We start from the raw sequence: 13,200 nt of genomic DNA on the forward strand, positions 1-13,200 counted from the left end.
GAAGAGGTGCGAGCCTGCCCCCGCACGACGCCATCTACGTACCGGGTGACGAAAGATTCAAGGAATCTCCCCCAGCGCCACGGCCAGCTCCGCGTGCTCCGCGAGCGCCTGCTCCCGCTCCTTCGCCGTCCCCGCGTCCGGCTTCTTCAGCGCCGCATCCAGGACCTTCGCGGCGGCGGCGTCATCGCCCTTGAAGTCGCGCAGGCGCCGGGCCGCCTTGAGCGCCTTGCCCAGGACGGTGGCCGGCGTGTTCTCGTCATCGCCATAGCCGGAGGGCTCGTCACGGCGGATGAACATGAGCGAGTTGCCGGAAGGGTCGGTGAGGGTGAAGCGCGTCTGTCCCTTCCGCATGCGAGTCATGCGTGGAAGCCCCCGGACGGGAGTCCGGCCATAGGCCTTCCGCAGCGCGTCCAGGAAGCGCGCGTGCAGCTCCTCCACCTCGTCCACGATGATCAGACAGGTGCTGAAGGCCTTCGCCGGATCCAGGCCCTTCAGGCCGAAGAAGTGGAGCTGGGCGCCACCCCGGCGTGTCGCCGCGTAGGGGTTCGGCGCCTGCTGCCGGTACGTCACCTCGAACCCGAGCAGCGCGTAGAACTCGAGCGTCGGCGCGAGCTCCACGCAGGGGAGCGCGGGGATGGAGGTGTCACCCTTCATGGGAGTGGCCCTCCTCGGCCAGGTCCTGCTCAAGACGCAGCCGGGCTTCGCGGACGCCCTCGACCGCCGCGGCCAGGAGCTTCGGAGGGAGGCTCGAGCCCAGCCGGTCCGCCCACGCGGCATGCGCCTGCTCGACCTTGCGCAAGGCGCGGCGTCCGGCGGCGGTGAGCGAGACGCACTTCGCGCGCTGGTGATTCGGGTTCTCGACGTACTCCACGAACCCATCGCTCGCGAGCGCATCCGCCGTCTGCTGCACGCTCTGCCGCGCAAGCCCCATCGTGCGCGCCACCGCCGCCACCGTGGCGGGGCCATGGTCGATGACGCCCAGCACCTGCCAGCGGGCGCTCGTCAATCCCGCCGGAGCGCTCAGCCGATCTCCGGCCTGGAGCAGCAGGCCGTTCAACTGGAACACCTCCAGCACCAGCGTGCTGAAGGTCTCTGCTTTCTGGGTAAGGGGAGGCATTGACAGGAGCCTGTCATAACGACAGGTCCCTGTCCATTGGCACCGGTACCGGGTCCGGCCGGGTATGCTCCCGCGCATGCGCACCCAGGCAGTCCGTTCCCGGAGCAGGCGCGGGCGTCCTCCACGTCTCTCTCGGGACCTCGTGGTGGAGACCGCTGTCGTCCTCGTCCAGGAGCAGGGATTGCGGCAGCTCTCCATGCGGACGCTGGCTGAACGGCTCGGGGTCACGCCCATGGCCGTGTACAAGCACGTCGCGAACCGGGACGCGCTCGCGCTCCTGTGCGTCGAGTCCATCCTCGGGTCCGTCGCATTGCCGGAGGAGGGATTGGCTCCCGTGCCGTGGCTGCGGAAGCTCGCGGGCCAGCTGCGCGTCGTGGGCCTGCGGCACCGGGGCGTGATGGACTTCCTGTTGGAGGAGGGCCCCGTCGTCCACCCCGCGCTCGTCATCCTCGACAGGACGGTCCGCAAGCTGCACGCCGCGGGCATCCCCTGGAAGGAGGCGGGCGCGCTGCACAACACGTTCTTCTCCTGGCTGGCCGGAGCGGTCCGCAGACAGGAGCCCTGGGACGTGAGCACCCCGGGCGCACCGCCGCCCTTCGAGAGGTTCTTCGCGGCGGCGGAGGCGCTTCCCGTCGCGGAGTACCCGGGCCTGGCCCACAGCCTGCCTCACATGCGCGCCACGGATGTCGGGCGCGAATTCGAGGCCAGCCTCGCTTTCATGCTGGAGGGAATCCAGCGGCGCATCGACGCACGGCAGGACTCCCCGCGAACGCGCTGAAGCCCTCAGCCCGCGCGGCCCAGCTCCCAGTGCGCGGCGAGCGCCTCGCGCTCACCCAGGAGCGCGGCCGGCCCACCGGCCCGGGCGAGCACCGCGTCGCGGGCCTCGATGACCCGGCGCCGCACCGTTTCGAGGTCCACGCCGAGCAGGGCGCCCTGGAACTTCGCCCATCGTCCGCGCACCATCACCGACTCGACGTTGCCCGCATGCGCCTGGAGCACCACCGCGTCACGGGGGCGGTTGAGCGGCGTCAGGTTCAGTGCTCCGGCGTTGAGGACGATGAGGTCCGCGTCCTTGCCAGGGCGCAGCGAGCCCGTGACGCGCCCCAGGCCCAGGGCTTCCGCGGCATCGAGCGTCACCATGGGAAGCATGCGCTCCGCCTTGAGCGCGAGGACCCGCGACAGGCCCTCGCGCTCGTGGGCCCGCGCGCGCTCCACCTGGAGCGCCAGCCGCATCGCGGTGAACAGGTCGCCTCCGTTGCTGGAGACGACGTCGCACCCCAGCGTCGTCCGGACTCCCGCATGCAACGCGCGTCCGGTGGCAGGGAAGCCCATGCCCATCTGCAGCTCCGTTTCCGGAGTCACCGCGAGGGCGCCGCCGCTTCCGGCGATGTGTTTCAGGTCCTCCTCGGAGCTCCACGTGCAGTGGACGAAGAGCAGGTCCGGACCGAGCAGCCCCTCGGCCGCCATCCGCTGCACCTCGCTCGGGCCCGGCATGGGCCACGCGGAACAGTGGGCGGTGATGGGGACGCCCAGCTCGCGCGCTGAAAGGATTTCCGCCCGGCTCTGCTCCCAGGGGACCTGCATCTCCGTCAGCGCGATGCCCATTCGCACCAGGCCACCATCGGACGCAAGCCGGGTGGTGCGCAGGCGTCGGGCGTCCTGGAGCCGGCTCGCATGCGTTGGCAGCGCGGTGCTCGCCTGGGGACCGGCGGCATAGCCATACGCGAAGAGGGCCCGGATGCCGGCGTCCTCGAGCGCCGTGAGCGCGGCATCCGCGTGCTCGGGCGTCTCCATGCAGTGGGAGTAGTCCACGAGGGTGGTGATGCCCGCGTCCAGGGCCTCCAGGGCCCCGGCCAGGTTGGCGGCATGCAGGTCCTCCGGCCGGAACGCGGGCGAGAGCTTCACCCGCACCGCCGCCAGGTAGTCCATCACCGTCCAGTCAGCGCCCAGGGCACGCAAGGGCGTCTGCCACGCATGCCGATGCGAGTCGATGAGCCCCGGCATGAGCAGCTTCCCCCGCAGGTCGACGACGCGGCAGTCCTCGGCGCGCAGCTCGGGGGCCATCGCGAGGATGACCCCGTCCTCCACCAGGACGTCGCCTCGCGGCAGGTCCGGCTGTTCGGGGTCGCAGGTGAGGATCTCCGCTCCACGCAGCATCCATCGGTCGCCCATCCGGTGTTCCTCCTGGAAGAGGGCAGGAGTATACACCGTATACCTTTTCTGACGTGGCGCTCAGCGGACGACGCCGACCGCGAACGGAGTGAGCGTCCCGGCGCTGCCCATCGTGGCGGCCTGGCACCGGCGGCACGAGCCGGACCTCGCCCACGGTTGGCTGCGCCAACAGGTGCAGGCCGTGCTCACGGAGCTCACAGCCTAGAGATAGCTCATCCACGCGCTCTTCGACCGCGCCTTGAGCCCGACGAACCAGCGACACGCGAACCCCAGCGGCAACAACAACATCACGGCGAGCCCCCAGAGCGCGGCGATGTTCGGGACGCTGAAGAACGCTCCCTGGTTGGGCCCAAAGGCAAACAGCGCCACGCTGTTGAGCCCGTGCAGCAGGTAGAGATGGGCCAGGTAGAAGAACAGCGGCGCCGCTCCAAACGTCGTGAGCAGCGCCAGTCCTCGCGCCGGCATCCGCTCCAACAGCGCGAGCAGCAGCGCGCCCGTCCCCAGGGTCAACAGCAGGAAGTCGAGCGACGGCGGGTACTTGGTGAGGTTCAGGAAGGAGATCACCGTCAGGAGGGGCGTCGCACCCGCCACCCAGGGCACCGGCTCTCCATATCCATTCATCCACCGCAGGAGCAGGAACAGCGTCAACGCGGACGCTCCGACAAGGACGAGCCTGCGCCGACGCGTCCCTCCGTCCACCGCTTGGGCGAACCAGGGCCCGATGACGTGGCCCAGCGCAATCACGCCAATCCACGGAGCCAGGGGATAGGACGTCCGCGCCCGGGCGTCCCAGGGCAATTGGATGAAGCCCCTGTCGTGAAGAATCGCCCAGAGCGTGGCGCCCGTTTCCCCGGGGGCAAGCGTGATGGAGTCCAGCAGGTTGTGCCCGAAGACGATGGCCAGCCCCACGCCGAGCAGCGCGGGCTTCGGCAGCCACAGGAGCCCGGCGAGGGCGATCATCGACCAGCCAATCGCCCAGATGACCTGGAGGAAGTAGGTGGCGGGCGTCAGCGAGAACGTCCAGGCGAAGTTGACCAGCGTCAGCTCCAGCACGACGAGGAACGCGCCCCGCTTCAACAGGAACCCGGAGGCCGCGCGCCTTCCGCCCCGCCGCTGGCCGTAGAGCCACGCCGACAGCCCGGTCAGCGCGACAAACACCGGCGCGCACAGGTGCGCCGCGAGCCGCGTGAAGAAGAGGCCGGGAGGCGTGGTGGCCAGGTCCACCGGATCGCTGACCTGCGCGTGCATGTAGAAGAACTCACGCGCATGGTCGACGAGCATGAGCAGCATGACGAAGCCCCGCAGGGCATCGATGCCGGCGATGCGTCTTGCGGACGCAGGGTGTGCGAGCGAGCCTGCGGGCACCTGGATTCTCCTTCCCGGTCACATCGTGGCGTACAGAACGGGTGCAACACCCTTCACCACGGCATGTTCCCAGGACACGCGAGTTTTCCAGGCGCCCGCGGCTGACGCCTACGGCGCGGGGATGAACTTGAACTCCGCGATGACGATCTCCGCCTCCTGGCCGTTCTTGGGGGCGCGTCCCTGGAAGAGCCAGAAGTTCATGTGGACGGGCAGGGGGTTCTGGGGAATGCGCTGGACGTAATCCGGCGGATTGAAGAGCCAGCTGGCCATCTGGTTGACGTTGCCATCCTGGTGGCCATGCAGGGCCTGGAAGAAGACCTGCGTCGATGACCACTGGAAGCGGTGGGTGGAGTAGGTCCCCCCGAGGCTGATGGTGTAGGCCTGATGGGAGTAGGGGACGCCCGTCACCGCGGGGTACACGGCCCAGTTGCCCATCTGCGGCTGACTGCCGCCCCACTTCGCGAACTCGATATCGATTTCATTCGTGGCGTCCGGACCCACGTCGGGCCGCGTGTAGTTGAACAGGCCCAGGACCACGTTGTCGTCGAAGAGGTCGGGCCGGCCAATCACCTTGAACTGGTAGGTGCCAAACCCCAGCCGCTGCTGCGGCATGTAGACCTCCGCCGTCGTCCAGCGGCCGTCGCGCCAGGCAATCTTCAGGTGGAGGTAGCCGTTCGCATCGACCCAGGCGTTGCGGTCATCCCAGGTGTTGGGTCCCGGACCGCCCTGACCGCTGCGCACCTCCCAGTGATAGCCAGAGAAGGAGACGCTCTTCGCTTCCGCGAGCGAAGCGAAGGCGATGCTGGAGACGAGAGCGATACCGAGGAACTGTGAGCCGCGCATGGATGACCCCACTTCGAGAAGGGTGCCAACGTGAAGCACTTCTTCCGCCATATCCCGCTGTTCCGAGGATTGAAATGGGATTGCCCCACAGCCTCGTCAGCCCTCGGTTTTTCCGTACGGTCCTGCCTGCTCGTGGGGTGGGCTGGAACGGGATGAATTGCGATCGCGGTTCCGCTCTGGGAAGTTCCCGGGCTCTCCTGGAGCGTGAACATGAAATGCCCCACTTTCGCAGCAGTGGCCGCCCTCTGGGGTGCACTCGGTCTGGGCGGCGTTGCGCAGGCCTCCGAACAGGGCACGGCGCCCCGTGCCGATGACTTCGTGGGGTGCCCGGACGCGAAGTCGGATGCGGCGCTCGCGGGTTCCCTGTGCGCTCGCTTCGGCGCGCCGTTGGACTTCGCGGCCCCGAGCGGTGAGCAGGTCGAGCTCTTCGTCCGCAAGTTCCCGGCGGTGGGGCGTTCAGCCGGGCAGGTCTGGCTCGTGGCGGGTGGTCCCGGCGAGTCAGGGGCTTCGTTCTACCCGCTGCTGAAGACGCTTCGGGCCTCCTTCCCGGGATACGACCTGCTGGTCCCGGATCATCGCGGGACGGGGTTCTCGAGCCGGCTCTGCCAGAAGGAGGAGTCCGCCGACAGTGCTGGCGGCACCGCGCTCGAAGGCGCTGAGTGGGCGACCTGCTTCGAGGCGCTGGAGTCCAACGCCAAGCGCACTCGCGCCTTCACCATCACGCACTCCGCACATGATCTGCGCGCGCTGATGGAGCGATACTCCACGGGCCGCAAGACGTGGCTCTACGGGGTCTCCTACGGCACACAGTTGGTGTTGCGCATGATGACGGTCGCCCCGCCGAAGCGGCTCGATGGGATCGTGCTCGATTCCCTCGTTCCTCCGGAAACGACCGAGCAGTGGGACCTCAGTCATCGCTCGGCCGTCGTCGACGAGGTGGGCCGCGCGGTGCTCGCGCGTTGCGATGCGGAGCCGGGCTGCCGGGCGCGTCTCGGAGGTTCGGCGGTCGCCGCCATGCAGGGACTGATTGATGACCCCAAGGTGTCGGAGGCCATTGCCGGGGGGCGTCCGAAACTCTTCTTCGGGGCCCTGCTGGACAGCCCGGCGCTGCGCGCGCGGATTCCGCTCCTCCTCGCGGGCCTCAGGGGCGGAGACCTCGCGCCGTTGCGGAAGGTGGAGCAGGACCTGGAGGCATTGGGTGCGCCGTTCGACCGCTTCCCCCAGGCAGCGATCTCCATCCCGCTCGTCGCGGTGATCAGCGCCTCCGAGAACAACGCCCGGCCAGGTCTCACCCAGGCCCAGGTGGAGGCCGAAGCCGCGGGGTTCCTGTTCGTCAGCAGCCTGCCGGGTCAGCTCGTCGGTCGAACGTCACTGGCCTATCCGCGTGACGAGTGGTTTGGCCGCTCTCCCACCGCGCTTCCGCCGGTGCTGGTGCTCCAGGGCGACATGGATCCCAAGACGCCCCTCGCTGGTGCCCAGGCTCATGTCCGCCTCCTGCCCGAAGCGGCTGGCGTCAACCTGGTCACCGTCAAGGGAGGGCCCCACTTCCTGCTCTACACGGCGCCAGATTGCTTCAAGGCCACGGTGAGCACGTTCGTCCAGAAGCGGCGTGCTCCTCGCGCGACCTGTTCGCTTTGAGCCTCGTGCCACGATGCTCGGTTGGCCGCGCCGCCATTCCGCGTCCCGCTGAGCCAATCGTGCATCAGGGCGTGCAGCCTGGATCGGCTGGGCTCCAGGTGTACTGGGAGTCCAGCGTCAGCTTCTGTTCCACCACCGGGCCCTTCATTCCGCGCGCGGTGAGGCGGAAGGTCTGCTCCGGCGCCGTGCCCGAAACCTCGGCGCGGTAGATGAAGTGACAGCCCGCGGTCCACGTGTCATCGGGTACTGGCGCGCGGGTGCCGTCGAGGCAGGGCTCCGGAGCGAAGTACACCTGGACGGCGCTCTCCGAGTAGCGATCCTTCTCCCCGAAGTACGACTTCTGGGCGGTGAAGAACCCTTTCAGGTTGCTGGCCCCTTCGCACAGTGGAGCAGGCAGAGGCGTCCCCTCCGGCCTGCGCACGCCATGGCAGTCCTCCAGGACGAGCTCCGAGGGCCATACGCGCACGGGCCTCCTGTCCGCGTACCCATGCGTCATCGTGTACGTGAGCCCTTCGGCGAGTCCGCCCACGCCCACCGCGCGCACGCTGAAGGTGCTGTTGTCGGGGTGCGAGCCGGCCACCGAGACCGCGTAACGGAAGTGGCAACCCGCGAGCCATGCGCCGTCCAGCGTGGACACGCGGCTGCCGTCCGTGCACGCCGCCGGGGCGGGGAGCTGTTTCAAGTCCGCCGTCCAGGTGTCCTTCTCTCCGAAGAACTCCTGCTGCCCTGCCAGAAGCCCGCTGAAGCCGAGGAGCACCTCGCACCGCAGCCGCTCGCGCAGCTCTGCCTCGGTGGTGCTCTGTGAAGGCATGACCGGTGCGGGCGCGCTGGCCTTGACCGGAGTGGGCGCGGGCGGAGGCGCAGGCGGCTTCTCCTGACGCTCACAGCCGCCCATCACGACCAGCGCTGAGACGAGACAGGTGATCCGGACCGAGAGGCTTCGCACGCAGGACTCCTTGGCGGGTGTATTTCCAGTGCTTGTTCGTGGACGAGGATCCCCAGCCACGTCGTAGCCAGCAAGGATGTCTGTATCGACCCTCTGCCATCCCGGAAGAAGAGGCTGGATGTTGGGGTACATTCCCGTGAATTCCACGCCGCCAGGGGGCCTTGTGGCGCGAGGAAGATTGGAAAGCGGGATTCATGTACATACGTCTTCGTTGGATGCTTGCTCTTGTGACGTGGATGTTCACCGGGGCCTGCGCAGTGACCGAGGAGGAGGCAAATCATCCTCTTCAAATCACCGACACGGAACCATGGTTGGGGGAGCTGCAGGTACTGCGTGCTTCTCGAACCTATGCGCCCTCGCGCTGGGAGGATGGTCAACTGACCCTCCAGGAGCCGATCCACTTCACCATCCCATCCGCGGTTCCGGTGGTGATGGGAAACGGTGGCAATCATTGGGTGGAGTTCCGTTTCCGTACGGCCCAAGGCGAAGAGCAGAACTGTGACTATCGTGCAGGCAGCGACAAAGCCCATCCCGAGACAGGTGTCGAGCAGGCCAAGGGGCGCCGGTATCTGTTCGTGCGGTGCAGTGGTGGTTTGAAGGAGGGGGACCGTGCGAGCGCACTCTCCTTCCAGTTGCACATCCGGAATGGTGACCACAAGGACCCGGCCGAAGTCACCCGGGTCGAACTCCGGTTGGGTGGCAATCTCCCGGAGCTTTCGCCGCCAATCCCTCCTGAGGAATCAGCGGCGATCCGGGATTCGTTCTCGTGGGACAAGACAATCGCGCTTCCCGAGCGGAACCCCGAGGGGCTGCCTTCGCTCTATTACTCGCTTGTCTACGTAGAAGAGCGAGAGCAGATCGATGCGCTTGACGAGATGCTGGTGCATTACAGCACGCTGCCCTTGTTTGGCGAAGAGCTTGAGCGCTGGCAAGGGCAGAGAGGTGTCTTTTCCCACGAGGGAGACGGGCATGGCATGTTCCTCTTCGCGCTCATGCCCGCGGCGACCTATAACCTGCTCCGCGAGGCTGCCTTGAATGGCAACGCGGTCTACAGCGTCATCGCACTCAGAAATGTTCCCGCGAGTGTGAAGCTGGCCGACGGCTCAATCTCATACGAGGCGCTGCGAAGCTCCGGCTTCCTCTATCGCGGCCTTCAGCCAACAGACGTGGCTTCGTGGAGCCTGACGTCTCCTGGCTCCAAGCAGGTCAAGCAGGAGCTCTTCAACCGGATCATCCGGGCAATCGTCAAGACGGTCGCCACGGTCGTGAAGGCTGAAGTCCGGTTGGTCGTTCGAGGCATCGGGCTCATCGACCGTTGGGCCAAGGGGTCCGTGACACTTCGGGTTCGCCTGGACCTTCAGAACATGGACCCTGCATTCCCTGCCGGGCCCATGCAACGGGCCTGGGGCGCCGGCGCGGGGACGCAGGTTCCTCTTTCCAGGGTACGCATCAGCGCGTGGCAGAAGAGCCTGGGAGTCCTGCCGACGCTCTTCACCGATAAGGCCGACGATGGCGGAATGGCGTCGATGCGCGTTGCACGTGGGAAAAAGACCTCGTTGTGCGTTGCGACGGAGAACGACGCGGTGGAGGTCACAAAATTCTTGCTCGAAAGCGAGATCTGCGACTTCACGGACACGCTCTCCGACGCCGTCATGGAGCAGGACGTGGAAAGGCTCATTCCCGTGGAGCGCCAGCGCTCGCTCAATGTCCTTGCTCAGGCTTCCGAGGGATGGTCCTACATGAAAGACGTCGTGGGGTATGAGCCTCACAAGGCCCGAGTCCTGGTGGGGGGACTCGCCAACATCGCGGGACTCGCTAGCGGAAACAGGGCCTTTGCGCCGTGCTTCCACTTTCCAAACCTCTCCGAGGACGTCTTCATCTATTCCTCGTCCTGGGCCACCTTCGTTGATGGGATAACCCTGAAGAATCTTGGCGCGGGGATGGTGGCGCGAAGAGCGGCATCCGCCTATCTGACGGACATCATCATTCCAGAAGACCCGAGTGAGTCTGTCGCGGGAAGTGACAGCAGCCTCGATTCTCGTGGTGTGGCCAGTCACGAGTATGGGCATTTCGTGCTCTGCAGCATGCTGTACTCCGAGAACCCCGCCAATATCTCATTCGCCTATACGGCTGCCATGCTTGACCAGATCTTGAGCGGTGGTAGCCCTACGGGCGAGATGGAGAGCGCCTATCACAATGAGTCCTTTGCTGATTTTGTTGCCAGTCAGCTCGTGGGTGGCGTTAATTATTTCGATCCATGCAGCAATAATCCCAGCAGAAGCCAGCCCGAGTGCGAATCGGGGGCTGTGACGACGACTTCTCTTGGAGTCAATTATTGCAACGCTGCTTCGAAGGACTGCCTTGAGCATAACTTCTCTGGACAGGGCTCCTTTGTTGGAGGCAATGGATTCGATGCGGAGATCGCTCGCGTCACGACGCTGTTGCACGACGCTTTCGATGGGCGGGACTCATTGACTTCAGGCAATGCTCCCTCCAACGCAGACGTATGGAAGCTCAATGGCAGCGATCAACTCGTCTACAGCTCCCAGCTCCGTGCTGGGAGCAGCGGGGACGAGAATGTGGCGCTACCGGGGAGAAGTCTTCGCAGACTCATCGCCAACTGGGCCAAGCGGGGAGTAACCCTCAACCAGAGTAACGTCATGGGGGCCCTGGCTGACACCATGAGAGAGGAAGGTGTCAATTGGTGTGAAATTTGTCAGGTGTTTGCCCTGCATGATGAAAATTTTGATCCCAACACCATGGACCCCCGGGATGTCTGCACTCAAGCCCCCATCCGGAACTGGATCGGTCCACCGCCTCCCAATGGCTGCGGCGGGACTGCCACGGCTGCTGGCATGACCTGGCGGGTCAGGCAGGTCAATGGTCCCTATGTCTTGGTGGGGTCTGATGGGCAGACGGACCCCTACAACGGGGACACCGCGCCGACGGCCGCCCTTCCCATTTTGTGTCTCAGCCGAGACGGGCGGCCCGTACCTTCGGGGCTTCCCATCGACTTCTACAATGGCTGGGCTGCGGGTGTGGTTCAGCTCACCCAACCCATCTTGGGCTCTGCGCTCACGTCGCGAGCCACCGCGGATGGTTTCTGCTCCTCCGCTTTCGGGAGTGGATATCGGATGGCGGAGTTCCACGACGGCGGTGGTGGTTGGAACTGGTGGGCCGAGGGAGCGCCCGATGCAGCAACTCGCTTCTGGGTGGCAATCAATGATCAACCCGCGAACCCATGGGATCCCTGACGTGAGCTCCTGATAAGCGGGCAGCGATGGCAGGAACGCGCTCGGGCCCAGCAATCTCTCAAGATTGCTGGGCTTCTTGGGCTGAGGCGGGAGGAATTGAACCCGCCGTCACCGCGCCCGCTGCAGATGGATCATCGCTTCATCCAGCAGCGCGGCGACGCCCCGGCGCACCACGTGCACCACCTTGCGGTGATGGGAGGAGGCCAGGTGCGTGTAGTGGGTGGACACCTTGTGGTGCAGCTCCGTGGCGCCCCACACCAGCACCAGGTCCGCCCACTCCAGGTCGCTCTTCGCGCGGTCCGCCGTGCGGCGCTCCGTGCCGTCCACCATGCGCAGCGTGATGGGGCCGCTCAGCTTCGCCTCCAGCTCCTCACGCACCGCGGGCGATCCGCCCACCACCACCACGCGCTGCACGCCGCGCTGATGGCACATCTCCAGGAACGCCACCTCCGCGCGCCGGTTGGCGGATCCGCCGCACCGCGCGCAGTGGCTCCGGGGCTCCACCCGCAGGGGCTCCCGGCCGCTCGCCGACGCCACCTGGAGGCAGCCTGGATCCGCGCACACCTGGAAGAAGCGCTTGGCCAGCACCTCGGCCGCTCGCAGGAGCTTGGGCTCGCTCATCCGCGCCTTGCCGGGCCGCGTGAGCCCGGCCTCTTCCAGCACGCCCCTCGCCCGCGCACGCGCGTCCATCAGCGTGACGCCCCGCTCCGCCAACCACCCGTCGATGTCCCGATCCGCGCTCATCGCTTGGCCATCGGAACAGGAGTAGCGGCGAACAGCTCCGACTGCATCGGGACGGGCCCGGAGGGCTGCGCCAGTCCGAGCGCCTCGCGCACCGGGCCGAAGCTCCGGCGGTGGATGGGCAGCACGCCCAATGCCTGGATGGCCTGCACGTGCTGCGCGGTGGGGTAGCCCTTGTGCGCCGCCAGCCCATAGCCGGGATACTGCGCGTCCAGCTCCGCCATCAGCCGGTCGCGCGTCGTCTTCGCCAGCACGGACGCCGCCGCGATGCTCAGGGACAGCGAGTCCCCCTTGATGATCCCCCGCTGCGGAGAGGGGCACTGGGGAATCGTGCGCGCGTCCACCAGCACGTAGTCCGGCGTCAGCCCCAGCCCCTCCACCGCGCGGCGCATGGCCAGCAGGCCCGCGTGGTAGATGTTGATGGAGTCAATCTCCTCCACCTCCGCTCGGCCCACCGCCCACGCCACCACGTCGCGCTTGAGGGCCTCCGCCAGCGCCTCGCGCTTGTCCGGGTCGAGGATCTTCTTCGAGTCGTCCAGCCCCTTGAGCTTGTAACCCCTGGGCAGGATGGCCGCCGCCGCGACGACAGGGCCCGCGAGTGGCGCCATGCCGGCCTCGTCCACGCCCGCGACCTTCAGGAGGCCCTGCTCCCAGAGCTCCGTCTCGAACTTGAGCAGGTGCCGCAGCCGCTGGCCCTCCGCCCGGTTCTTCTCCTGACGTGAGCGCAGCCTCTTCGCGAGCGCCTGCGCGCCCTGGCGCGGATCCGCCTCCAGCGCTTCCAGAAGCCCCTGGGGGACGGGCTGCGCCTGGGTAACGAACCGCCCGGTCAGCTCGGTGACCGAGCATTCAAGCAGTGCCTGCACACTCTCTGCGGACATGGGGGACCTTCGGGATTGCCTACCCGTCGGGTAGCGCGGTTGCACGGCTTACTGGAGTGGGGGAACACCAGTGCCGCGACAACACGCTCGCACGCACGCCGTCAGCACAGACGGGCGGGCGCCAGGGCTGGAGGAGAGCCGGACCGACGCGGAGGCGCGCATGCGGGTTTGACGCATGGCGTAAGTGGTACCGCGCGCGGGCAGGTGTGCACAACCGCCCGGCGGCCTGGGGCAGCGGATTTTTCG

The 13,200-nt window shown here is 66.9% G+C and carries 11 protein-coding genes; 3 read left to right on the forward strand and 8 right to left on the reverse strand.

Annotated features, from left to right (window positions below; translation table 11 throughout):
* Positions 1-57: 57 nt before the first annotated feature.
* Together JYK02_RS28915 and JYK02_RS28920 are read right to left on the reverse strand one after the other, a co-directional pair.
* Positions 58-654, reverse strand: coding sequence for a VOC family protein (locus JYK02_RS28915; RefSeq protein ID WP_207055870.1), 597 nt, complete (start codon positions 652-654; stop codon positions 58-60).
* Positions 644-1,117, reverse strand: a complete 474-nt coding sequence (locus JYK02_RS28920; protein WP_207055872.1) for a MarR family winged helix-turn-helix transcriptional regulator — start codon at positions 1,115-1,117, stop codon at positions 644-646. Before JYK02_RS28920 ends, JYK02_RS28915 begins: the two co-directional genes overlap by 11 nt.
* A gap of 145 nt (positions 1,118-1,262) precedes the next feature.
* Between JYK02_RS28920 and JYK02_RS28925 the strand changes: the two genes are divergently transcribed.
* The gene (locus JYK02_RS28925; RefSeq protein WP_207055873.1) at positions 1,263-1,895 is read left to right on the forward strand and encodes a TetR/AcrR family transcriptional regulator C-terminal domain-containing protein; all 633 of its coding nucleotides are present in this window, start codon (positions 1,263-1,265) and stop codon (positions 1,893-1,895) included.
* Positions 1,896-1,900: 5 nt separating this feature from the next.
* Here JYK02_RS28925 and JYK02_RS28930 read toward each other — a convergent pair whose 3' ends face one another.
* The 3 genes from JYK02_RS28930 to JYK02_RS28940 form a co-directional block, all read right to left on the reverse strand.
* Entirely contained in the window at positions 1,901-3,289 is a 1,389-nt protein-coding gene (locus tag JYK02_RS28930) for an amidohydrolase family protein (protein WP_207055874.1), read from the reverse strand.
* Positions 3,290-3,490: 201 nt separating this feature from the next.
* Complete coding sequence (locus JYK02_RS28935; protein WP_347402609.1) at positions 3,491-4,654, reverse strand: DUF1624 domain-containing protein; 1,164 nt, start codon at positions 4,652-4,654, stop codon at positions 3,491-3,493.
* A 108-nt stretch (positions 4,655-4,762) separates the two neighbouring features.
* Positions 4,763-5,497 (reverse strand): glycoside hydrolase family 16 protein, encoded by a 735-nt coding sequence (locus JYK02_RS28940; RefSeq protein WP_207055875.1) that lies wholly within the window; start codon positions 5,495-5,497, stop codon positions 4,763-4,765.
* A gap of 234 nt (positions 5,498-5,731) precedes the next feature.
* On the opposite strand from JYK02_RS28940, the gene JYK02_RS28945 reads away from it, so the two are divergent.
* Positions 5,732-7,135: an alpha/beta fold hydrolase gene (locus JYK02_RS28945; RefSeq protein ID WP_207055876.1), complete on the forward strand. Its 1,404-nt coding sequence runs from the start codon at positions 5,732-5,734 to the stop codon at positions 7,133-7,135.
* 64 nt (positions 7,136-7,199) lie between these two features.
* Here the strand turns inward: JYK02_RS28945 and JYK02_RS28950 are convergent, their stop codons facing one another.
* Positions 7,200-8,081, reverse strand: a complete 882-nt coding sequence (locus JYK02_RS28950; RefSeq protein ID WP_207055877.1) for a hypothetical protein — start codon at positions 8,079-8,081, stop codon at positions 7,200-7,202.
* 227 nt (positions 8,082-8,308) lie between these two features.
* On the opposite strand from JYK02_RS28950, the gene JYK02_RS28955 reads away from it, so the two are divergent.
* Positions 8,309-11,335, forward strand: a complete 3,027-nt coding sequence (locus tag JYK02_RS28955) for a hypothetical protein (RefSeq protein WP_207055878.1) — start codon at positions 8,309-8,311, stop codon at positions 11,333-11,335.
* A 108-nt stretch (positions 11,336-11,443) separates the two neighbouring features.
* On the opposite strand, the gene JYK02_RS28960 is transcribed toward JYK02_RS28955, so the two are convergent.
* Complete coding sequence (locus JYK02_RS28960; RefSeq protein WP_207055879.1) at positions 11,444-12,079, reverse strand: hypothetical protein; 636 nt, start codon at positions 12,077-12,079, stop codon at positions 11,444-11,446.
* Entirely contained in the window at positions 12,076-12,954 is an 879-nt protein-coding gene (locus JYK02_RS28965; RefSeq protein ID WP_207055881.1) for a ribonuclease HII, read from the reverse strand. Before JYK02_RS28965 ends, JYK02_RS28960 begins: the two co-directional genes overlap by 4 nt.
* Positions 12,955-13,200 lie beyond the last annotated feature (246 nt).

The sequence above is a fragment of the Corallococcus macrosporus genome (assembly GCF_017302985.1).
Taxonomy (GTDB): Bacteria; Myxococcota; Myxococcia; order Myxococcales; family Myxococcaceae; genus Corallococcus; species Corallococcus macrosporus_A.

Bases quoted from the DNA above. Each gene is read 5' to 3' on its own strand.
- JYK02_RS28915 (WP_207055870.1), bottom strand. From the start codon at position 654: ATGAAGGGTGACACCTCCATCCCCGCGCTCCCCTGCGTGGAGCTCGCG.
- JYK02_RS28960 (WP_207055879.1), bottom strand. From the start codon at position 12,079: ATGAGCGCGGATCGGGACATCGACGGGTGGTTGGCGGAGCGGGGCGTC.
- JYK02_RS28920 (WP_207055872.1), bottom strand. From the start codon at position 1,117: ATGCCTCCCCTTACCCAGAAAGCAGAGACCTTCAGCACGCTGGTGCTG.
- JYK02_RS28940 (WP_207055875.1), bottom strand. From the start codon at position 5,497: ATGCGCGGCTCACAGTTCCTCGGTATCGCTCTCGTCTCCAGCATCGCC.
- JYK02_RS28930 (WP_207055874.1), bottom strand. From the start codon at position 3,289: ATGGGCGACCGATGGATGCTGCGTGGAGCGGAGATCCTCACCTGCGAC.
- JYK02_RS28965 (WP_207055881.1), bottom strand. From the start codon at position 12,954: ATGTCCGCAGAGAGTGTGCAGGCACTGCTTGAATGCTCGGTCACCGAG.